Consider the following 20,404-nt stretch of genomic DNA (forward strand, 5'->3'; position numbering starts at 1 on the left):
TTTTGCTGATTCATAAGGCAGATCTCTGCCTTGCGAAGGCCAGTCGTACACCGTCGTGGCTGCGAACGTGCGGAGGGCTAATATCTAGCGCATCCAGCAATCGAACTGCGTATACCTCGGCCATTCGCTCTGAAACCTGTTCGGGTGTGATCCACTCAACGTCAACGGACTCGGAAGTTGGGAGTTCAACGCCTCCAAATGGTCTGCAGCGGAACACGAGAGCGACGATTCCGCGAGACATGTTCTTGTAGACGCCCGTGAGCTGTTCCACCTCGACGTGGATGCCGGTCTCCTCCAAGACCTCGCGGACAACACCCTCCTGCGGGGTCTCGTCCAACTCCAGCACGCCGCCCGGCGGCTCCCAGTTGCCGTTGTCCCTGCGCTTGATCACCAGCATCCGCCCGTCCTCGCGGATGACGGCTCCCGCCACGGACACGGAGTGCAGCGGGGTTGATGAGCGTCCGTCGCTGTCGCGGTTCATGTGTCGCAGACCTGAGTTCCAGTTCTACTGCTCTAGAGAGAGTTCTCCGCCTGGTCTAGAGCAAGCCGCCATGGGAAGGTATCGAACGCGCCCGTTCCGCTTCCGGCTTCGTGAGGGATGAACGCCTCTGGTCCGATCAACACGGACACCTCTTCGGCCCGGAGCTTCCTGGCGCTCTCTCGGAACGGGGCTCTGCTGGCGTAGGCGAAGTTCACGAACGGCAGGATGACGGTCGGCACTCCGAGGCCGATGGCCTCGTTCACCACGTCCAGGACGTAGTTGTCGGCGATCCCGTTGGCCAGCTTGTTGATCGTGTTGAAGGTGGCCGGGGCGATGATGATGGCGTCCGCCTTGGGAGAGCGCGGGTCTCCCGGAGCGCGGTGTTGGCTCCGCACCGGCCTGCCGGTCTGCTTCTCCAGCGCCTCGACGTCGATGAAACCCACCGCCGCTGGCGTGGCCATGACCTGAACGGTCCAACCCTGCTCCTGGGCCAGATCGACCAGCGTGCCGACATCCGAAGCCGGACCTGCCGCGCACACCACCACGTAGAGAGTCTTCCGCTCACTCACTGAGTCAGGCACCGACCCTTTCCGCTAGTTCGCTGACGTTGTCGTACAGGTGACCACTCGCCCGAGTACGGATGTCGTTGATCAACTGGTGCACCACCGGACGGGCGGTCAGTTCCTCGCTCGCCATCTCCTCGGCGTTGCGCAACGCGTGGTAGGCGTGCTCGGTCTTGCCCCACTGCTGATACGCACGGGCCGCGTCGATGAACAGCGTCACCCGGCGTTCCATCACGTCGATGTTGTCCAACCGCACCTGGCGCGCGTAGTCGATCGCGCTGCCCGCGTCGCCCAACTCGACTGCCGCGCTCACCCGGTGCAGCAGGACGTTGGTCGGCCCGAAGGCGGTCCACTGGTAGTTGAAATCCCCGCCGAGCCGTTCACCCGCGTCACTGGCCTCGTCAAGCAGGCTGAGCGCCTGGCCCCGGTTTTCGCGCTTGGCCGCAGAGACCGCGCCGCTCAGCAGAAGCGACCCGTACACCGACAGGGATTCCGGTGTGGCCTCGTCCGTGGCGCTGTCCACCCGTTCGGCGGTGCTCGTCGCCAGTTCCGTCGCCGCCTTGTAGTGGCGCTCACGCATCAGTGCCCGGGTGAACGCCCTGGCACTCGCACCCACGACCGCGGGGCTCTCGCTCGCCTCGGCCGCGCGCATGCTTCGGTCAGCCGCGAGGTAGGACAAGCCGCGTTCCTCACACTTGAGCAGGAGGCTCGCCGCCACGTGGTACGCCTCCGCCCGAAGCGCGTGCACCCGGGAGAGGTCGTCGTCTTCGACACCGGACACCGCGTCATCCAGACCGCGCAGCAGTTCGGGTAGCCGCTTGGCCACCGCCGTGTAATGGCACGCCTGGTATCCGGCCTTGGCCGCGTGCGTCCGCTTGGCGAGCTCGCCGAGACCCGTCGCCGCTCGCACAGCCGACCGACGACCTCCCGCGTACCTGGTGAGTGCTGCGGCGATCTCGTCCATGTCCAGCACTGAACCTGTGGTGGCCTGGAACAGGGCGGTTCCGGCCAGTCCGACGAATGCGCGACGTCGCACCTTCTCATCCTCCCCCGGGCCCGGGCTCCTGGGTGCGGGTCGCCTCGGTGGTGCCGAGGACTCCGCGCTGTCGGATCCAGTGAACGTGCCGGGGTTCTTCGGTGCAAGGCCGAACAGCATCCGCGCGCGGTCGGGCATCCCGAAGCCGTCGGCGATCCGTTCGTACACCTCGAAGGCCGTGACAGTCTTGCGGCCGTTCAGTACCTCGCTCACCCGCCCCTGTGAGAGGCCGGTCGCCGCCGAGATCGCCATCTGGCTCGCACCGCCGTACTGGCGCCCGAACCGGAAAAGTGCCTGGACATCGCGCCTTCTCAGGAACTCCGCCGTGTGCTCGCGTTCCCATGCCCATGACGGGATGTTGATCCGGCTCGTCGGGTGTCCCGGCATCGTGACTCCTCGGCGGTGCGAGTGCAGGGGGGACGGCCAGTATCCCCCCTTGTCATCCCGAGGAGGAATGGGTTTCGGGAAACCGAATCGGGATTGTTGGCCTCATGGACAGCAGCAGCGCAACCACGTGCAGGTCATGTCGCGGACGGGGCTGGAAGTCCGTCCGCCCTCGGCGCTTGGTCGTCGTTCGGGTCCCCTCCGATACGGAGCCGACCAGGCGTACCGCGATGTGCCCCTTCTGCAAGGGGACGGGACAGGTCTCCACCATGGCGTCTCCATCCCACGGCAGTGGTCTCGCCTGCTGACCCATGACAAGACAGACCCCCGCGACGCGGTGGAAGGCGTCCGGGGGCGCGGCCAACCTGAGGAAAGCAGGCTGACGTGAGCGACCTTATCGCCCTGATTCGGGCTTGGGTGACTCTGATTCGACCGAAACGACACGGCAGGCACCACCGCACCGGCCCCCGGGCCTACTACCTGCCCGCACCCGCGCGGGCGGAGCTGTGGCCCGCACCGGACCCCATCGTGATGGACACGGGCGACCCCCGCGCCTACTCCCTCCAACGCGGCCCCTACGCCCACCTGGAGCACCGGCGTCGCGCGCAGCGGGCCGAACGGGACCGGCGGGGGATCGACCTGCTGGTGCAGATCGCGCGTTCGACTCCCGCCCTCGACGACATGGCCGAGTTGCGTGACCTGGTGCGCACGGCCATCGCGGTCGGGGCGGTGCGGCGATGACCACCGAACCCTCCACTCCGATCGCCGACCGGGAGACCCTGACCGCGTGGGCTAGGGAACAGGGCGTGCGGGTGCGGATCTCCTCCGAGGACTGGGACTCCATCACCTACGAAGCCCTCTCCACCGGCCCGGACGGAACCCCTCTGGTGGAGCGGTACCGGTGCGTGCTGCCCGCGTCCCTGGCGCTGCGACGTCTGCGGCTGAGCTACGTCGTCGGGCTCTGCCACGACGCGGGCGGGGCGGCGTGCAACCATGTCCGCCGGGTCGTGCCTCCTGTGCTCTCGGCCTCCGAGTCGGCCGCCCGGCATGACGTGGCGCTGGTCGCTGCCGCGCTGGTGGAGTCCGAGCGCCGGGAGGTGTGCGGAGCGACGGTGGACAACCTGACCGTGTACACCGTGCAGCGCGCCCAGGACTGGCAACCCTTCTGAGGGGCCTTCCTCCGGCGCTTCTGTGACCCCGCGTGCCCTGATGTCTCTTCGAGACCACGGGGCCCAGGGCACGCGGGTCCCTTCTTCGCGGCGACGTGCACGCCTGGGGTGTGCTTCCCGCCGTGTCATCTGACCAGTGGTGGGGGTTCATATGTGCCCCCACCTGCTGACAGAGACGACCGAGAACAGTAAGCTACTCGACCATACGAGTACTAGAGTCACCAGGTGGACATCATGTCGAGTCTGGAGTTCGCTCCGCCCAAGTACGTACAGATCGTGCGGGCGATTCAAGAGCGCATCGAGGACGGTACCTATCCGGTGGGGGAGATGCTTCCCTCCGAGTCGCGGATGGTGCGCGAGTTCGGGGCCGGGCGTTCCACGGTCGTGCGGGCCTTGCAGATCCTGAGCATGCAGGGGTGGATCGACCGCGAACACGGACGCGGGTCCTTCGTGCGCGGCGTCCCGCAACAGGGCTCCGAACGCTCCCACGCGGGGGCCAGTGCCTTCGACGCCTCCGAGGAGGCCAAGCGCAACCGCATCCTGACCGCCGGACGCGCCCCGGCCTCCGCCGCCGTGGCCGAGGCGATCGGTGTGCCCGAGGGCTCCCCGGCGATCATGCGTCAACGGCTGGTCCTGGACGAGGGCGAACCGAGTGAGCTGGTCACCCTGTGGTTCCCCCTGGACGTGGCCGAGGGCACCGACCTGGGCGAGACGCAGCCGATCAGCATCGGCGCACGCGAACACGTGCAGATGGTCAAGCAGCTCCGGCCCTCCAAGGTCGTCGAACGGCTCTGCGCACGCCTGGCCACCAGTGTTGAACGCGAACCCCTGGGGCTGGACGAGGGCACTCCGGTCCTGGGCATCACCGCGCGGATACTCGATGCCTCCGGGGACGTGATCGCGGTCGCTGAGGTGGTGCTCCCCGGTGACCTGCACGAACTGGAGGACTCCTACCCGGCCGTGTAGACGCGGCTCCAAGACCGGCCACATATCCACTTGTCCGGACGAGTGTGGCCGGTTATTCTTAGGCTCCACTCGACCGGTCAAGTAGTTGAGTGAACATCACGAGGAAGGTTGATCAGATGGCTATTCAGGGTGCGTTGCCGGTGGCGTTCGGGACGGTGTTCCCCCACGGTGCGTTCGCGCTGGGGGTGGAGGCGATCACCGACTTCGAGACCAAGCGGCCCCAGCTCGACAAGGACAGCGGGTCGCCGTTGTGGGCGGTGGACGTGATCGACGCCGACCCCGAGGCGCGGGGCAAGGCCAAGTCGGTCAAGGTCAAGGTCGCCGCCGAGGTGTGCCCGACCCTGCCGGACGAGGTGCCCGGGCTGCCGTTCCGGCCGATCGAGTTCGAGGCGATGGCGGTCATGCCCTACGTCGACGACTCCGGCCGTCGCCCCCGGGTGGCGTACTCCCTGCGCGCCCGGGGCGTGAAGGCTCCCGGCGGTGCCGCTGGCGGTCGTCGCGTTCCTGCGGCCAAGGATGCCGCCTGACCCCCATGTAAGCGGGGCGGCCTGGTGCGCCAACACCTCGGCCGCCCCTGAATCCCTCCTGCGACTGCGAAATCTCAGAAGAGGTGTCTCCAAGTATGTCCGATTACCCCCGTGACCTGTCCGGGTTGAGCGGCCCGGAGCTGGTCCGTCTGCTGCTGGACGCGACCAACCCCCCGCCTGCTACCGACACCGAGCGCGTGGAGTTCTTCGACTTCAAGGCCCGGGTGTTCGCCACGATCGCGGATCGGGACGAGAGCCCTACCGCCGCGACCTTCGCCGCCCGTGCCCGCTCCGACCGTGACCGGCTCCTGGCCCAGATCGAGAACGAGAACGGCGGTGGCCAGCGATGATGCGCCAACCCAAGGTGGGGGCCGCTCAGTCCTCCCCGACCCTGCCCACCCCCGCGCAGGGGGTGCGGTGGACGACACCGATCGTGGAAACCCCCGGGATCGTCGTGCTGGCCTCGTGGATCTGGCGGCTGGTCCGCTTCCTGGTCACGCTGCCGTTCCGGTTCCCGGTCATGGTCGCCTGCCTGGCAGCCTCTGCCGGGGCCTGGTGGTGGCTGAACTGGCCCGGCCTCGCCGGACTGTGGGGCACCGTTGCCGTGGTCTCCCTCATCTGGTGGCGCACCTGGCCCGGCTCCTACCGCATCTGCGTCACGCTCCGTCTGCTGGCGTGGTGGCGGCACCTGTTCGTGTACAAGCGGCACTGGCAGCCGGTGCTGGTGATCTCCGGGCTGGCCGAGTCCTACCAGGAACGCCGCTACCTGCCCCGCATCCGCCGTGTGCGGTGCAACTCCTGGGCCGACTACGTCCGCGTCTCCCTCGTCGCCGGAACCTCCCCGGCGGACTTCGAACACCGCGTCACCGAGCTGGCGCACGGCTTCGCCGCCCCCTCCTGCCGGGTGGTCGTCAACGGGCCTCGGGACATCACGTTGGAGTTTCCCCGCCGCGACACGTTGGCCGAACCTCTCGACGCCTTCCCGATGACCCACCACGTAGACCTCGACGCCCTTCCCGTAGGACGACGTGAAGACGGCTCACCCTGGTTGCTGCGGTTGCACGGAACCCACGTCCTAGTCGTGGGCGTGACGGGGGCCGGCAAGGGGTCGGTGATCTGGTCCACCGTCCGCGCCATGCTTCCCGCCCTGGCCGACGGCACGGCGCAGGTGTGGGCGATCGACCCCAAGCGCATGGAGCTGGCCTACGGCCGCGACCTGTTCACCCACTACGCGGACACGGGCGAATCCGCGGTGGCCCTGCTCGAACGCGCGGTGGCCTCGATGCAGGAACGCGCTGAACGCTACGCGGGCAAACAGCGCTCCCACGTGGCCACGATCGATGACCCGTTCGTGGTCGTGCTGCTCGACGAGGTGGCGTTCCTGACCGCCTACCACCCTGACCGGGACGTGCGCCGTCGCGCGGAGAACGCCATAGCCACGCTGACCTCGCAAGGGCGTTCGGTCGGCTTCGCGGTCCTGGCGGCGTTGCAGGACCCGCGCAAGGAGGTCATGAACCTTCGGAACCTGTTCCCGGACAAGGTGGCTCTGCGCCTGGATGAGGCATCGCAGGTGGACATGGTCCTCGGAGAGGGAGCACGCGAACGCGGGGCGGAAGCCCACCTGATCGATCCCGCCCTTCCCGGGGTGGCCTACGTCCGCCTGGAGGGCTCACCGTCTCCGGTGCGGGTGCGGGCCGCCTACGTCTCGGACGAGGACATCACCGCCATGGCGGAGGTCTACGGACCAGCTTCCTCTTCCTCCTCGGACGGGGGGCGTGACTGATGCGCTCGATAGTGGGCCCACTGGAACCGATACATGTAGGCGGCGAACACCGCAGGGAGCGCATAGAAGAGCGTCATCCCATAGGGCTTGCCGCCGATGACCGGCGGCGTCACCAAAACAATGATGTGGACCGCAAACAAAGCGATGCTGCCCAGCAGGAACCATGGTTTCGGCCTTGTGGGTTCCATGTGATGGGGGACTCCCGCTCTGTGTGTGCGTTCAGTTGTGCTGGTAGTTGGCTACGGGACTGGCTCTTCGTCGGCGGAAGAGGTGGCCTGACACCTTCGGAGCCGACTTCGTTTCGCCCAGTAGAGGGTCAGAGCGAGCGCGATGTTGAACACCCCCATCCCAACCGCGAACCACTGGAGGAAAGGGGCCAGAAAACCGAAGACGGCCCCAGCGGTACCGAGCGTGATCAGCCCACTGCCGACAATCAGGCACTCCAGCGGCGTTCGTGTGTTCATCAGGTGGGGGTCTCCCGCTCTGCGGTAGTGGGGGTGGGCTGATGCCGACGCCTACCGGTAAGACAACCCGGGCCGAACGCCTCGCGCAATCACTCGTCCGTGAGGTCGCGGACGACATCACCGCCATGGCCAACGGCTACGGGGTCGGATCGTCCTTGGAAGAGGTGGCCTGATGCTTTCGGCACTGCTCCCGTTCGGTGCGGTAAACGGAGGCTGTGACAACCACGTTCGCGAACGAGACGATGCACGCCCACCACATCACCCAAGGCATGACGGCACCTGGGCGGACCACAGCCGCTATACCAAAAGTTACGGTCGACAGAACCCAGAAGACCAGGCCCAACAGGTGTTTTCTTTGGGGGTTCATGCGGTGGGGGTCTCCCGCTCTGTAGTTGTGGGGGTGGGCTGATGCCGACGCCTACCGGTAAGACAACCCGGGCCGAACGGCTCGCGCAACCGCTTGCCCGTGAGGTGGCCGAACAGGTCGCCGCCGACCACGGCGTGTGCATCCGCCCCGTGTCCCTTCGACGCACCAACATCGCCACCGGTGCCACCGAGGTCATCGACGTGCCGTGCGGGTCCACTCTGGAATCGCGGTGTCCGGCCTGCGCCAAGAGGAAGCGCAGCCTTCGCCGCTCCCAGTGCGAGGAGGGCTGGCACCTGGCCGCCGAACCCGTGGTGGAACCCGACCCGCCCACCGAGCAGCAACGGGCCTGGGTGGAACAGCGGGCGATGGTCACCGCCGAACGGGATCGTCTCGCCGCCACGGGGGCGGCCTCGGCCGAGGAACTGTCCGCGCTGGACGCGGCGATCGCGGATCTGGACGAGGAGATCACCGCCTCCGGCCTGCGCGGCTCGGTCACCCGCTCCGCTGACTCCTCGGGCTCGTCGGGGTCGCGTCGGGTGCGCTCGACCAAACGGCGTCAGGACGTGCCCGACCTACCCAAGCGACCCATGACGAGGAAGACGGTCGGGCGGGCCTTCACTGACCCCGCTTCGGGCAAGGTGTTTCGGCCTTCGCTGTTCATCACCCTCACCCTGGACTCCTACGGGCGGGTGCGTTCGGACGGAACCCCGGTCGACCCCTCGACGTACGACTACCGCCGTGCGGCTCGGGACACGCTCCACTTCTCCAAGCTCGTGGACCGGTTCGTGCAGAACCTGCGACGGGTGGCCGGGTTCGATGTCCAGTACTTCGCGGCCGTGGAACCCCAACGCCGCCTGGCCCCGCATCTGCACATGGCCACGCGCGGCACGATTCCCCGGGCGGAGTTGCGCCAGATCGCTGCCGCAACCTACCACCAGGTGTGGTGGCCCAAGGCTGATCGCGTGGTCTTCGAGGGTGACCACCTGCCCGTCTGGGACGAGGACGCGGGGACCTACCTTGACCCGGTTACGGGGGAAGTGCTGCCCACCTGGGACGAGGCGCTGGACGCCCTCGACGAGGAAGCGGAAGCGGAGCCTCATCACGTTGTGCGGTTCGGGCGTCAGGTGGATGCCAAGGGTGTGGTCGCGGGCTCGGAGGACGCTGCCCGGTGTGTGCGCTACCTGGCCAAGTACCTGACCAAGGACATCGCCGACTGCCACCAGGTGGAGACCACCCGACAGGAACAGCACGTGGACCGGCTCCTCGACGCCCTGCGCTTCGAGCCGTGCTCGCCCCGGTGCTCCAACTGGCTGCGCTACGGCATCCAGCCGGACGAGGCCAAGGCCGGACAGCGCCCCGGCTTCTGCCGCTCCAAAGCCCACCGCCGCGAACACCTGGGCTACGCGGGCCGCCGCGTCCTGGTCTCGCGCAAGTGGTCCGGCAAGACCCTGGCCGATCACAAGGCGGACCGGCTCGCCTGGGTCCTCAACGCCCTCGGAATTAACGGCGTTAATAGCGACCCCGCCAACGAGGACCAGGGCGACGAGGTCAACCCGCGTCCCCCGGCGCTGACCTCGGTCTCCTCGGGCTCCTTCGAATGGGAGTTGGCCAGACCCACCGACCCCGACGTGGCCCCTCGGGAGCAACGCCTTCTCCGCGCGGTGGGCGAAGCCCTCAAACGCCGCACACAGCTCGACGCGGCACGGCGGAACGATCTTTCGGCAATCCACGGAAGCAGGACGGCATGAGTGCGACGACGGCGACCCCGGCCGTTCCGGAACAGCGTCGGGACCACGGCCTGTGGTCGGTCAAGGACACGGCCTCCTTTCTGCGCGTGCCGCCCAAGACGCTCTACGAGTGGCGCTACAGGGGCGACGGTCCGCCCTCCCACCGGATCGGCCGGTACGTGCGCTACGTGCCCGCCGAGGTCCACGCCTGGGTCCTGGCCCAGTAACCCACGGAAAGGAGACACCCCCATGGCTCGCGCGTGGGTCTACGACCGCACCAAGGACAAGGCGTACGCGGAGGCGGTGAGCAAGGCCAAGGCGTCCAAGCGCACTCCACCCGGCCGGTGGTGGGTCCGCTACTACGACCCCTCCGGGAGGATCAAGAGCGGCGGCGTCTTCCAGAAGAAGCCGGACGCGGAGAAGAAGCGGACCGAGATCGAGAACAGCCTTCACGAGGGCTCCTACCGCAACCCCCACGACGCCAAGGTCACCGTGGCGGAGATGGCCGAGAAGTGGCTCATCACCCGCACGGACATCAAACGGTCCACGTGGTGGCAGTACCGGGCGGTCCTGGACAACCACGTGTTGCCGCGCTGGGGAGACCTGCGCCTCTCGGCAGTCCACGCCGAGGACGTGGCCGTGTGGGTGGCCCGTCTCCAGAAGCCCCGGGACGAGGGCGGTAGCAACCTGGGGGCTTCCCAGACCCGGCACGCGCACGTCGTGCTGTCGATGGTCCTGGGCTGGTGCGTCCCCCGGCGCATCCCCTTCAACCCGGCCAAGGGCGTACCGCTGCCCAAGCCCAGCGAGGCCGAACACGTCTACCTCGACCACGCCCAGGTGGAGGCGCTGGCCGACGCCTCCCTGACGCTGCGCACCAAGTACGGGCAGGAACTCGCCTCGGCCCGTGTGAGCCGGGCGCTCGTCCTGCTCCTGGCCTACACCGGCATGCGGTGGAGTGAGGCCGCCGCGCTGCGCGTGGGGCGGGTGGACCTGGACCGGCGGCGGGTCCGGGTCGTCGTGACCTTCGCCGAGGTGGACGGCAGGCTCGTCGAACAGCCTCCGAAGAACGGCAGGTTCCGGACCGTGCCCGTTCCCCGGTCCCTCGTCCCCGAACTGCGGTCCTTCGTGGAGGGACGTCCGGTTGACGCGCTGGTCTTCACCACCAGGCGGGGCGCCCCGCTGCGTATCCGGAACTGGCGCAACCGTGAGTTCGCCCTGGCCGTGAAGGCAGCCGGGCTCGACGGCATGGGGCTGACCCCCCACAAGCTCCGGCACACCGCCGCGTCGCTCGCCATCGCGGCCGGTGCGGACGTCAAGGTCGTGCAGGCGATGCTCGGCCACAAGACGGCGACGATGACCCTGGACCGGTACGGGCACCTGTTCCCCGACCGCCTGGACGAGGTTGCCGACGCCATGGACGCCGCCCGTCTGCGGGTCCTCGCCGCCTGACCGGTGAACGGCGAAGGCCGGTGGCTCCCCGGGCCGTGTGCGATGAATGTGCTACGGGCCCGGACCACCGGCCTTCGCCGTGTTCCGTGGAAGCCTCCCGCCTGGGGAAACTCCCTCGTTCTGCGGAGGGTGTGGGATTTGAACCCACGAAGTCCCGTCAAGGACTTGGTGCTTTTCAAGAGCACTGCACTCGGCCGCTATGCGAACCCTCCCCGCGGAGAGCGAATCTCCGCCACGTCATGGTAGCCCACACCCCTCCGCTCGCGCGGCCCGCCCGGGAACACGTTTGCGTCCACCGGCGTCCAGGGGGTGGCGCCCATAGGTTACCCGGCAGTAACATGAGCGCCATGGCACACATGAACCCCGAGGCGGCGGAGGCGGTCAAGGCCGGTTTCCTGGCCGCGGTCCCCTTCGTCCGGACCCTCGGCCTGACCTTTACCGAGCTGGACCACGGACGCGCCGTCATGCGCCTGCCCGACAACGCCGACCACCACAACCACGTCGGCGGCCCCCACGCGGGCGCCATGTTCACCCTGGCCGAGTCCGCCTCCGGCGCCATCATCATCGGCACCTTCGGCGATCAGCTCGACCGCGCCGTACCCCTGCCGACCACCTCCACGATCGACTTCCTCAAGATCGCGACGGGCGACCTGACCGCCGAGGCCGTCCTGGGCCGTCCGCGGGAGGAGATCATCGCCGAGCTGGACGAGGGCAGGCGCCCCGAGTTCCCCATCAACGTCGAGCTGCGCACCGAGGACGGCACCGTCACCGGTCGCATGAGCATCACCTGGACCCTGCGCCCCAACCGCAAGTAGAGCCACTGGAGCCCACAACCGTCACGTTCCCGGCCGGGCCCGTTCGCGTTCGGCGCCCGGCCGGAACCCTCGCCGCTGTCGGCCCCGTCCCGTCCCCGGCCCCTGCCCTCCGCGGGCCGTTCCCGGTCAGCGCTTCGCAACGCCTTCTCCCAGGTCGGACCACACCCACGGTCGCGTTCGAAGGGGGGCGAATGTCGTCACCGCTGGGTACGTTGTCGGCAACGACAGCGCTACGAGGAGGCCTCACCGTGAAACTTCGAGTGGACCGCGACGCGTTCGCCGAGGCGGTCGCCTGGACGGCCCGGGCCCTCCCCACACGGCCCGCCGTCCCGGTGCTCTCGGGGATACGCATGGAGCTCTCCCCGGACGGCGCCTCCCTGCACCTGTCGGGGTTCGACTACGAGGTCTCCACCCGCGCATCGGTGGACGTCCTCTCCGAGGAGTCCGGCGCCGCCCTCGTCCCCGGCCGCCTCCTGGCCGAGATCGTGCGCAACCTGCCGTCCGGCTCCGTGCACATCGACAGCGACGGCCCCAAACTGCGCATCGTCGGCGGCGCCGCGCGCTTCACCCTCATCACCATGCCGCTGGAGGACTACCCCACCCTGCCCGGCATGCCCGGACGCATCGGCTCCGTCGCCGCGGACGCCTTCGCGGCGGCCGTGCGCCAGGTGGCCCCGGCGGCCAGCCGCGACGACACCCTGCCCATGCTCACCGGCGCCTACCTCGACTTCAGCGGCGACACCCTGAGCCTGGTCGCCACCGACCGCTACCGCATCGCCGTGCGCGAACTGTGGTGGAGCCCCGAGGACCAGGGCCTGGACGCGGCCGCCCTGGTGCCCGCGCGCACGTTGAGCGACACCGTGCGCGGTCTGCTCACCAAGTCCAACGTGGACATCGCCCTGTCCACGGCCAGCGGCGGCGAGGGCGTCAGCCTCTCCCCGGGCGAGGGCATGATCGGCTTCGAGAACGGTGAGCGCCGCACCACCACCCGGCTGATCGACAGCGAGTTCGTCAAGTACGCCGCCTGGTTCCCCAAGGAGTTCTCCGCGCGCGCCGAGGTGGCCGTGACGCCCCTGGCGGAGGCGGTCAAGCGCGTGGCGCTGGTCGCCGACCGCAACACCCCGCTGCGGCTGGCCTTCTCCGAGGGCGAGGTCGTGCTGGAGGCGGGGTCGGGAGAGGACGCCCAGGCCGTGGAGGCGATCGAGGTCGGCTACGAGGGTGAGCCCCTGCGGCTGGCCTTCCGTCCCGACTACCTCATGGACGGGCTGGCGGGCGTGGAGACCGACACCGCCTACCTCAACTTCACCGAGCCGACCAAACCCGCCGTGTTCACCGATGTGCCGGTCAAGGAGGGGGAGAACCCCTCCTTCCGTTACCTGGTTCAGCCTTTGCGGGTGTCCTGATAAGAGGTTACGGACCCATTCTCAACCGGGCCGCCACCTTATCCACAGAGTTATCCACAGGATGCCGTTCTTCCTGTGGATAACCCCGGGTAATCGCCCCCAGGAACACCTGAACCGCCCCGATTGAACTCTCGCATTTCCCCTCTGACATGCGAGAACAACAATCGGGGCGGTTCTGTGCACAGCCTGTGGACAACTTCGCGGAGAGGGGCCTACTCGCCCTCGTTCAGCACGGACGAACCGCCGCTTCCCACCGGCGTGTCCAACCCCAGTTCGGCCTGGCGCCCCCGCCGGTAGCCCGCCCGGTACCCCGCGGCACTGTGCGTGCGCTCGGGCCGGTGCTTGCGCAACTGCGGGAACTGCTTCTGGAACTCCTCACTCACCCGGTGCACGTCGTTGAGCAGCACCAGCTCCGCGCCACGGGAGGCGTCCACGCTCTCCCCCGGCCCGTCCGAGCCGCCCGGCGAGGCCATCTCCTGCAACCGCGCGCGGAACTCGCGGATGCGCTCGGCCACCGCCTGCCCGTAGGCGCGCACGAACGACCGGTAGTAGCGCTTGCGCTCGGTCTCCAGCTCCGAGCGCGTGTAGTTGCGCAGCTCCCGGATGTCGGCCACGTGCGACGAACTCATGAACTTCGCCGAGGCCTCCATCTGCATGGAGATCGACGGCAGCAGCATCCGCAGCGCGTCCAGCGCGCTCACCGTGCCCACGAGGATCATGACGCGTTCGGTGTTCTCGGAGTTGTTGCCCCGTACCGCGGACTGGCAGCCGTAGGCCGCGGAGATGTCGGCCAGCGCGCGCACCCGTGCCTTGCCGTGGCCCCCCACCCCCGAGACGGTGTAGTCCATGCGGCTGATCGCGTCCGGCGCCTCGCCCCTCTCGGCGCGGGCCTCGGCCTCCGCGATCGCGTGGCGGGTCATCAGCTCGGCGGCCTTGGCGGTGAACGCCTGGCTCTCGGCATCAGTAACCGCGGGGTCCTCCGCCATGCGGAGGAGCCCGCGGACCCGCTCGACCATCTTCTGACGAGCAGATTCAGTCATCGGCGCCCGGTTGTCTCCCCTAGGTGAGTATCTGCCTTCCACCATCGGCGGAAGATACCGAGCCTAGGCGTTCTTGTTGCCGACCACCATCGCGATGAGGCCAACGGTGACCCAGATCGCCGCCGCGACGAACAACCCGCCGAACAGACCGCCGATGATCGAGCCGGTGAAGATGCTGACGAGGGCGTACCCCGCGCCGCCGATTCCGGCGGGCACGGCCGCGTACCGGAACGGGTAGGTGGCGGCGTAGCGCTTGCCCCGGCGGTCGGCCTTGCGGCTCATCACGCCGCCCACACCGCCGATCAGTGAGAAGAAGACCACCGCCGCGGTCAGACCGGAGGCGATCGCGCCCAGGCCCGAGCCCAGGTTGAGGAGGAAGAAGAGGGCACCGCCGGCGGCACCCCCCAGCACCGAGGTGGTCCAGGGCCAGATCATCGTCGCCGAGGCGACGGGAGTGAATGCGTTACCGCGCTCCAGCGTCATGTCCACTGCTCCAGTCGAATAGCGTGACGACCGCTCTGCGCCGGGCCGTCCCCTCCAGCATGCGGGGCCGGAGCCCGGAGCGCATCAGGGATCCGCCCCTGACATTCCCCCGAGACCGCCCTCCGGCACCCCGCCCGGACTCCCGGTCCGGGGGAGACGGGTGCGCGGAAGGCCCCCGCGCAGGGTCCAACGCTCAACCGGCCGCAGAAGTGCCCGGACCGCCGCCGTTCTCCGAGAAGGCCGAGACCAGGTTCGCGTGCAGGTGCGGCCACGCGGCGCGGAACGGCGGCAGCAGCGGGAGCGAGTCGGCGGAGTCCACCGGCACCCAGCGCACCTCCTTGCTCTCGGAGTTGCCCGGCCGGAACGGCGTCAGCCCCGGCAGGCTCGCCATGAACGTGTCGTAGCGCCACACGGTCAGGTCCTCCTCGTGGACGCCGAGGAGGCTGTACCCGTCCAGGTCGCCCTCGACCTCCTCCTCGAACTCGCGCACGGCGGCCTCCAGGGGTGTCTCGTCCCGGTTGCGGGCGCCCCCGGGGATGCCCCAGGTGCCCCCCATGTGGGTCCAGCCCGCCCGGTGCTGGAGCAGCACGTGGCCCGCTCCGGCGGCGTCGGTGGCGTACAGCAGCAGTCCGGCCGCGCCGTAGATCCCCCACCTGCGGGTTCCGTCCGGCAGGCTCACCCAGCCGTTTCCGTCGCCCTCCAGCATCACGTCCTCCAACTTCGCGCCCTCCGGGACCGCCGCTGCCGTCCGATCGGCATGCTCCCTAGCAACCTATGGCCCGACACCGGGCTCGCGCAGCCCTCCTCCCGGTGTACGTGCCCGGCGCCACAGGGAGTTCCCGGCGGAGGGCGCGCCCACCCGGGGCCTCGTGGCCGTTCGGGCGTGTCGGGATCTCCGAAGGGGCGCCGGTCCGGGGGCGTCCGGCACACGGGTGGGGAGAAAGAACGCAAGAGGCGCGAAAAGCTTCGCAAGGGAACACCTGTCGCGTCCGGGGCGCGGGCCTGCCGGGGGACGGGAACAAGCTTGCCCTCCTGGGTCCGGGGATTTTCCGGATTTCGGCGATGAGGGGAACGTTTGGTTTATCCCCGTCGTTTTCCGGAAGGTTGGAGAGGAAGCGCAATCCGGCCCCGCGGAGGGTGTTCTCCCCGATCGAAGGCTCGCCCCCGGGCGGTGGGCGTGTGGTGCGTGACGGCCGCCGCACACCAGGTGCACGGGATCTGACCGTCCGCAACCGGCCAATCGCTGGCCCCGGCGGACTCCGGTGGTCCATGATGGCGCGGCCCCCGAACCGCCGTCGCCACACCGGTTTCAGCGCTGAAAGAAGACTGAAAGCGGAGTGGAAGAGGATCTCTCTAGTGTGGAACACGTTCGACGCGTTCGGACCCGCGAGAGGACGGCTTGCGGGTCCGACACAGTGCGACGTTCGTTGGACACATGCCACCCGTGGTGTGCTTTGAGGCGGAACCCGCCACGGGTGGCCAGTCCGCCGGAAGGCGGGGTCCGTTGATGCTTCGTAGACGTAGGGCTACCTTGCGGCTCTACGCGAGTGCCGTGAGAAGGGGAGTCCGAGTGCCGAAGATGCTGACCGTGGACGAGGAGTTCGAGGCGATCGTCGCCGGCGACCTCCGCGAGGTGCGCGCGGACAAGATGCAGCCCTACCAGGAGCCGGACCCCTCGAAGCCGGTCCCGGCCGCGCCGCCCGTCGAGAGCGCGCCCGCCGAGAAGAAGTCCGTTGAGGAGAAGTAACTCCTTTTTCGGGTAGTCCAACGGTCACTCCGAGTACCTGCGTGGAGGGGGGTACTCGGAGCCGTTGGCATGTCCGTATTCCCTATTTCCGGCCAATGGCCCTTGCTAGGGTTGCTGATTGTGGAATTCGGCGTGCTTGGCCCCATTACCGTCTGGTCCGACGGCCGACCTGTTCCGGTCGGCGGTCCGCGCCAGCGCTGTGTGCTGGGCGCGCTGCTGGTGCACCTGGGGCGCGAAGTCACCATCGACCAACTCATCGGTTACCTCTGGAGCGACGATCCGCCCCGCACCGCCCGGTCGGTGATCCAGGTCCAGATATCCCACCTGCGCCGCAGTTTCCCCGGCACCATCGCCACCACCCCCGGCGGGTACACCCTCGACGTCGACGCCGACTCCGTCGACCTGCACCGCTTCCGCGGGCTCCGGGACCGGGCCGCCGCGGCCGAGCCCAAGACCGCGGTCGACATGCTGGAACAGGCGCTGGAGTGCTGGCGCGGAGTCCCCTTCTCCGGTGTCGGCTCCGAGTACCTGGACTACACCGTCGTCGCCCCCCTCCGGGAGGAGCGCTGGTCCTGCGTCGTGGCCTGGGCCACCCACGCGCTGGAACTGGGCAGGCACTCCGACGTGGTCTCCCGGCTGACGTCCCTGGTCAGCGAGGAGCCCTTCAGGGAACGGCTGCACCACCTGCTCATCACGGCCCTGTGGCGCGACAACGAACGGGCCAGGGCGCTCTCCGTCTACGAGGAGTTCCGAGCCAGGCTGGCCGACGAGCTGGGTGTCGACCCCGGTCCGGAACTGGTCGCCCTGCACACCCGGATCCTCCAGGAGGACTTCTCGGAGGAGGGGACGCAGGACCCGTCGTCCGGGGAGCCGGGAACGCGTTTCGTGGTCCGCAACGACCTCCCGCGGGACCTGCCGGACTTCACCGGACGCCAGGAGTCCCTGCGGCGGTTGGACGAGGTGGCCCGTACCGGAGACGACCGCGCCCAGGTCTGCGTCATCACGGGCAGCGGCGGCGAGGGCAAGACGACCACCGCGGTCCGCTTCGGCTATGAGGCGGCCGGGCGCTACCCCGACGGACAGCTGTTCATCGACCTGTACGGGTACACGACCGACAGGGAGCCTCTCGACGCCATGTCCGCGCTCGGCGCCCTGCTCCGGGCGGTCGGCGTCGAGCCCGAGGCCGTGCCCGAGTCCCTCGAAGAGCGCGCGGCGCTGTGGCGGGCCACCCTCATGGGGCGCAGGGTCCTGGTCATCCTCGACAACGCGTTCAGCTACGCCCAGGTCAGTCCGCTCCTCTCCTCCTCTCCGGGGTCGATGACCCTCATCACGACCCGTAACGAACTCTCCGGGCTCAGCGGCGCCCGCTTCCTCTCCCTGGGAGTGTTCGACGAGAGCTCCTCCCTGGAGCTGCTCGGACGCGTCCTGGGAGAGGACCGCGTACAGCGCGAACCGGACCAGGCCCGGGAGATCATCCGGATCTGCGGTGGCCTCCCCCTCGCCCTGCGCGTGGTGGCGGGGCGGATGCTCAGCCGTCCCAGGTGGTCGTTCGCGCACGTCGCCCGCCGACTCGGTGAGCAGAACCGGAAGTTCCGCGAACTCCAGGTCGAGGGGCAGAGCGTCGAGGCCGCCATCGACCTGTCCTTCCAGAGCCTCAACCGGGACCAGAGCAGGACCTTCCTCCTGCTGGGTCTGATGATCGGCAGCACGATCGACCTCGGCGGCGCGGCCGCCCTCCTGGACATGACGGTGGAGGACGCGGACGACATCCTCCAGGAGCTGGTCGGGGTGTGCCTGCTGGAGGAGCCCCAGGGGGACGTGTACCGCCTGCACGACCTCATCGGGGCCTTCTCCCGGGATCGTGCGGCCATGCTCCTGGACGCCGGGGAGATCGACGCCGCGAAGCTCCGTCTGGCGGAGCAGTACATGGCCACGGCACAGCACGCCGCCGACCTCCTGGGTCCGCGCGCGCACGACGACGAGATCGACGTGAGCCGGGGTTACCGCACCGAACTGTCGGGGCGGGAGGACGCCGAGAACTGGTTCACCCTGCATCAGGAGAACCTCGCGGAGACGATCGAGTACTTCGCCTCGCACGGCAACGGCGAGTACGCCTGGCGTATGGCGGACGCGGTGTGGCGTTTCTACGCCCTCCACGGCCAGATGGGCCTGCTGATCAGTTCCCATCAGCGGGCGCTCCAGATCAGCGACAAGCAGGGGAACCGGCGCGGGCGCGCGGTGACCCTCATCGGGCTGGGCATCGCCCACTGCCTCTCGGGGCGCTTCGACGAGTCGCTCGCCTTCCTCACCGAGGCCCGGGAACTGCTGACCGCGATCCACGACAGCAGGGGGATCATCCGGGCCCTGGCCAACCTGGGGATGGTCTACGAGCGCGTCGGCCGTCTCGCGGACGCGGCGGAGTCCATCCAGGGTGTGCTGGACTACGCGGTCCAGCTGGGCGACACCCGCCTGGAGGCGTTGCAGTGGGGCAACCTCGCCGTCCTGAAACAGACGCTCGGCGCGTACGAGGAGGCTCTCCACTGTGCCCAGCAGTCCATGGAGAAGGCCGTGGGCGAGGGCCAGAAGGTGACCCGGTCCCACGCCAAACGGGTCATGGGGGAGGCCCGCACCGGGCTCGGAGAGCTGGACGCGGCCTTCGCCGACCTGAACGAGGCCCTGGAGCTGTCACACGAGCTGCGCCTGGTGGGCAACCAGGTCTACATCCACAACTCCCTGGGGCTGGCCCACCGGGCCGCGGAGCAGTGGGAGCGGGCGATCGAGTCCCACACCACGGCACTGGACCTGGCCGAGCAGCACGGGCGCCGCAGTGGTGACGCCGAGATCCGCGTAGACCTGGGGACGACCTACGCGGCCGCCGGACGCCACCGCGAGGCACTGTCCGAGCTGGAGAGGGCCCACGCCATCGCGGTGGAGCGCGGCGAGCGCCACATGGTCGCCCGCGCCGCGCTCGCCCTCGGACGCCTGCCCGCACCGGTCATGGCCGCGGACCGGGCGCGGGGGTTCCTCGGCGAGGCCGAGGAGATCTTCACCGAGTTGGGGCTGGCCGAGGCGGAACAGGCCAGGAAGGCCCTGAAGGACCACCCGCCCGCGTCCCTCGGCTGACGGCCGCGGTCAGTCCCGGCCGACGGCTCCCCCCGCCCCGCGGCGCGGCGCCGCACCGGGTCCCGAACGGCGCCGCGGCGGCCCCAGCCAGCGCGGCCCCAGGGTTCCGCGCCGCATGGTCCACAGGCACAGCGTGGCGGGCAGGACGCGCACCGGCCGGGGAACGTACGGGTACACCGCGCGGGTCGCCCGCACGATCCGGTCGAAGCGGCGCTGGCGCGCCGGCGACCACGGGATCGCGAACCGCTCGCGCAGGTCGGGCGGGAGCAGCCCGCCGGTGAGCAGGAGCTGAACCCGCATCAGCGGGCGCAGGGGCGCGCTCGCCGGGTGGAACAGCTGCCCGGTGATGGCACGGGCCTCCTCGCCCACGTCCAGCCGGGCCAGGGCGCCGTCCCAGTAGGCGGTGAACTCCTCGGGGGACGCCGGCCACTTCTCCTCGGGCAGGCCCAGGGCGGTGGCGAACGCCGACGCCTCGCGCAGGTGCAGGGCGCGCTCCTCCTCGCCGAGTTCACCGAACACCATCGCGTGCAGTCGCGAGGCGGCCTGGAACAGGGTGGCGGCCACCCACAGCAGGAGGTCGTCGTCCAGGGCCCGGTACCCGGGGCCGTTCACCTTGCGGTGCAGCGCCCGCACGACGGCGTGCAGGCGCCTTCTCTCCTCCTCGGTGCCGTAGACCGTGCCGTACACGAAGTAGAGGGTGCCGAGCAGCCGGTCGAACGGCCGGGAGGAGAAGTCGCTGTGGTCGTGCACCCCGCGGGCGACGCTGGGATGGGCGATCTGGAGCAGGACGGCGTACCCCGCGCCGCCGAGGACGCAGGCCTCCGCGCTGATCCGTCGCAGAGGTGATCGGTCGGACGGTCTGCCCATGCCTGGGATC

Annotated in this window: 21 protein-coding genes and 1 tRNA gene; 14 read left to right on the forward strand and 8 right to left on the reverse strand. The window is 69.2% G+C overall.

The features are described 5' to 3' along the window. Nucleotides 1-10: 10 nt before the first annotated feature. The 3 genes from G011_RS0123475 to G011_RS0123485 all read right to left on the reverse strand — a co-directional run bounded on the left by G011_RS0123475 (nt 11) and on the right by G011_RS0123485 (nt 2,467). Nucleotides 11-397 (reverse strand): NUDIX domain-containing protein, encoded by a 387-nt coding sequence (locus G011_RS0123475; RefSeq protein ID WP_231391570.1) that lies wholly within the window; start codon nt 395-397, stop codon nt 11-13. 116 nt (nt 398-513) lie between these two features. Next, entirely contained in the window at nt 514-1,062 is a 549-nt protein-coding gene (locus G011_RS0123480) for a flavoprotein (protein ID WP_019610603.1), read from the reverse strand. Further along, on the reverse strand, nt 1,055-2,467 hold the full coding sequence (locus G011_RS0123485; protein WP_019610604.1) for a helix-turn-helix domain-containing protein: 1,413 nt from the start codon (nt 2,465-2,467) through the stop codon (nt 1,055-1,057). The genes G011_RS0123480 and G011_RS0123485 overlap by 8 nt, the downstream gene beginning before the upstream one ends. 414 nt (nt 2,468-2,881) lie before the next feature. Between G011_RS0123485 and G011_RS32655 the strand changes: the two genes are divergently transcribed. From G011_RS32655 to G011_RS30195, 10 genes are all read left to right on the forward strand, one after another. Further along, entirely contained in the window at nt 2,882-3,205 is a 324-nt protein-coding gene (locus tag G011_RS32655) for a hypothetical protein (RefSeq protein WP_231391571.1), read from the forward strand. After that, on the forward strand, nt 3,202-3,633 hold the full coding sequence (locus G011_RS0123495; RefSeq protein ID WP_019610606.1) for a hypothetical protein: 432 nt from the start codon (nt 3,202-3,204) through the stop codon (nt 3,631-3,633). The genes G011_RS32655 and G011_RS0123495 overlap by 4 nt, the downstream gene beginning before the upstream one ends. Before the next feature lie 225 nt (nt 3,634-3,858). After that, a complete protein-coding gene (locus G011_RS0123500) occupies nt 3,859-4,599 on the forward strand; it encodes a GntR family transcriptional regulator (protein ID WP_017568165.1) in 741 nt (246 codons plus the stop codon). A 116-nt stretch (nt 4,600-4,715) separates the two neighbouring features. Continuing rightward, nucleotides 4,716-5,126, forward strand: a complete 411-nt coding sequence (locus G011_RS0123505) for a hypothetical protein (protein ID WP_026338585.1) — start codon at nt 4,716-4,718, stop codon at nt 5,124-5,126. A gap of 95 nt (nt 5,127-5,221) precedes the next feature. After that, on the forward strand, nt 5,222-5,476 hold the full coding sequence (locus tag G011_RS0123510; RefSeq protein WP_019610608.1) for a hypothetical protein: 255 nt from the start codon (nt 5,222-5,224) through the stop codon (nt 5,474-5,476). Continuing rightward, nucleotides 5,473-6,909 (forward strand): FtsK/SpoIIIE domain-containing protein, encoded by a 1,437-nt coding sequence (locus tag G011_RS0123515; protein ID WP_019610609.1) that lies wholly within the window; start codon nt 5,473-5,475, stop codon nt 6,907-6,909. Before G011_RS0123510 ends, G011_RS0123515 begins: the two co-directional genes overlap by 4 nt. Before the next feature lie 505 nt (nt 6,910-7,414). Continuing rightward, the gene (locus G011_RS32815) at nt 7,415-7,546 is read left to right on the forward strand and encodes a hypothetical protein (RefSeq protein WP_255342155.1); all 132 of its coding nucleotides are present in this window, start codon (nt 7,415-7,417) and stop codon (nt 7,544-7,546) included. 235 nt (nt 7,547-7,781) lie between these two features. Further along, nucleotides 7,782-9,488 (forward strand): replication initiator, encoded by a 1,707-nt coding sequence (locus tag G011_RS0123525; RefSeq protein ID WP_026338586.1) that lies wholly within the window; start codon nt 7,782-7,784, stop codon nt 9,486-9,488. Next, a complete protein-coding gene (locus tag G011_RS0123530) occupies nt 9,485-9,694 on the forward strand; it encodes an AlpA family transcriptional regulator (protein ID WP_019610612.1) in 210 nt (69 codons plus the stop codon). Before G011_RS0123525 ends, G011_RS0123530 begins: the two co-directional genes overlap by 4 nt. Nucleotides 9,695-9,716: 22 nt before the next feature. Further along, nucleotides 9,717-10,916: a tyrosine-type recombinase/integrase gene (locus G011_RS30195; RefSeq protein WP_019610613.1), complete on the forward strand. Its 1,200-nt coding sequence runs from the start codon at nt 9,717-9,719 to the stop codon at nt 10,914-10,916. Between the two features lie 123 nt (nt 10,917-11,039). Here the strand turns inward: G011_RS30195 and G011_RS0123540 are convergent. Beyond that, a tRNA-Ser gene (locus G011_RS0123540) sits at nt 11,040-11,128 on the reverse strand. Between the two features lie 144 nt (nt 11,129-11,272). Here G011_RS0123540 and G011_RS0123545 point away from each other — a divergent pair. Both G011_RS0123545 and dnaN read left to right on the forward strand, forming a co-directional pair. Continuing rightward, nucleotides 11,273-11,731: a hotdog fold domain-containing protein gene (locus tag G011_RS0123545; protein WP_019610614.1), complete on the forward strand. Its 459-nt coding sequence runs from the start codon at nt 11,273-11,275 to the stop codon at nt 11,729-11,731. Nucleotides 11,732-11,991: 260 nt separating this feature from the next. After that, the gene (gene dnaN / locus G011_RS0123550; protein WP_019610615.1) at nt 11,992-13,134 is read left to right on the forward strand and encodes a DNA polymerase III subunit beta; all 1,143 of its coding nucleotides are present in this window, start codon (nt 11,992-11,994) and stop codon (nt 13,132-13,134) included. A 212-nt stretch (nt 13,135-13,346) separates the two neighbouring features. Here dnaN and G011_RS0123555 read toward each other — a convergent pair whose 3' ends face one another. The 3 genes from G011_RS0123555 to G011_RS0123565 all read right to left on the reverse strand — a co-directional run bounded on the left by G011_RS0123555 (nt 13,347) and on the right by G011_RS0123565 (nt 15,363). Further along, nucleotides 13,347-14,150, reverse strand: coding sequence for a DUF2786 domain-containing protein (locus tag G011_RS0123555; protein WP_019610616.1), 804 nt, complete (start codon nt 14,148-14,150; stop codon nt 13,347-13,349). Between the two features lie 87 nt (nt 14,151-14,237). Further along, nucleotides 14,238-14,657, reverse strand: a complete 420-nt coding sequence (locus tag G011_RS0123560; protein WP_019610617.1) for a hypothetical protein — start codon at nt 14,655-14,657, stop codon at nt 14,238-14,240. Between the two features lie 193 nt (nt 14,658-14,850). Beyond that, the gene (locus G011_RS0123565) at nt 14,851-15,363 is read right to left on the reverse strand and encodes an NUDIX hydrolase (protein WP_036553010.1); all 513 of its coding nucleotides are present in this window, start codon (nt 15,361-15,363) and stop codon (nt 14,851-14,853) included. An 864-nt stretch (nt 15,364-16,227) separates the two neighbouring features. Between G011_RS0123565 and G011_RS32195 the strand changes: the two genes are divergently transcribed. Both G011_RS32195 and G011_RS0123575 read left to right on the forward strand, forming a co-directional pair. Continuing rightward, nucleotides 16,228-16,404: a hypothetical protein gene (locus G011_RS32195; RefSeq protein ID WP_019610619.1), complete on the forward strand. Its 177-nt coding sequence runs from the start codon at nt 16,228-16,230 to the stop codon at nt 16,402-16,404. Nucleotides 16,405-16,536: 132 nt separating this feature from the next. Continuing rightward, complete coding sequence (locus G011_RS0123575; protein ID WP_231391572.1) at nt 16,537-19,527, forward strand: BTAD domain-containing putative transcriptional regulator; 2,991 nt, start codon at nt 16,537-16,539, stop codon at nt 19,525-19,527. A 9-nt stretch (nt 19,528-19,536) separates the two neighbouring features. On the opposite strand, the gene G011_RS0123580 is transcribed toward G011_RS0123575, so the two are convergent. Next, entirely contained in the window at nt 19,537-20,394 is an 858-nt protein-coding gene (locus G011_RS0123580) for an oxygenase MpaB family protein (RefSeq protein ID WP_020722864.1), read from the reverse strand. Between the last annotated feature and the right edge of the window lie 10 nt (nt 20,395-20,404).

This window comes from Nocardiopsis sp. CNS-639 (assembly GCF_000381685.1).
Taxonomy (GTDB): domain Bacteria; phylum Actinomycetota; class Actinomycetes; order Streptosporangiales; family Streptosporangiaceae; genus Nocardiopsis; species Nocardiopsis dassonvillei.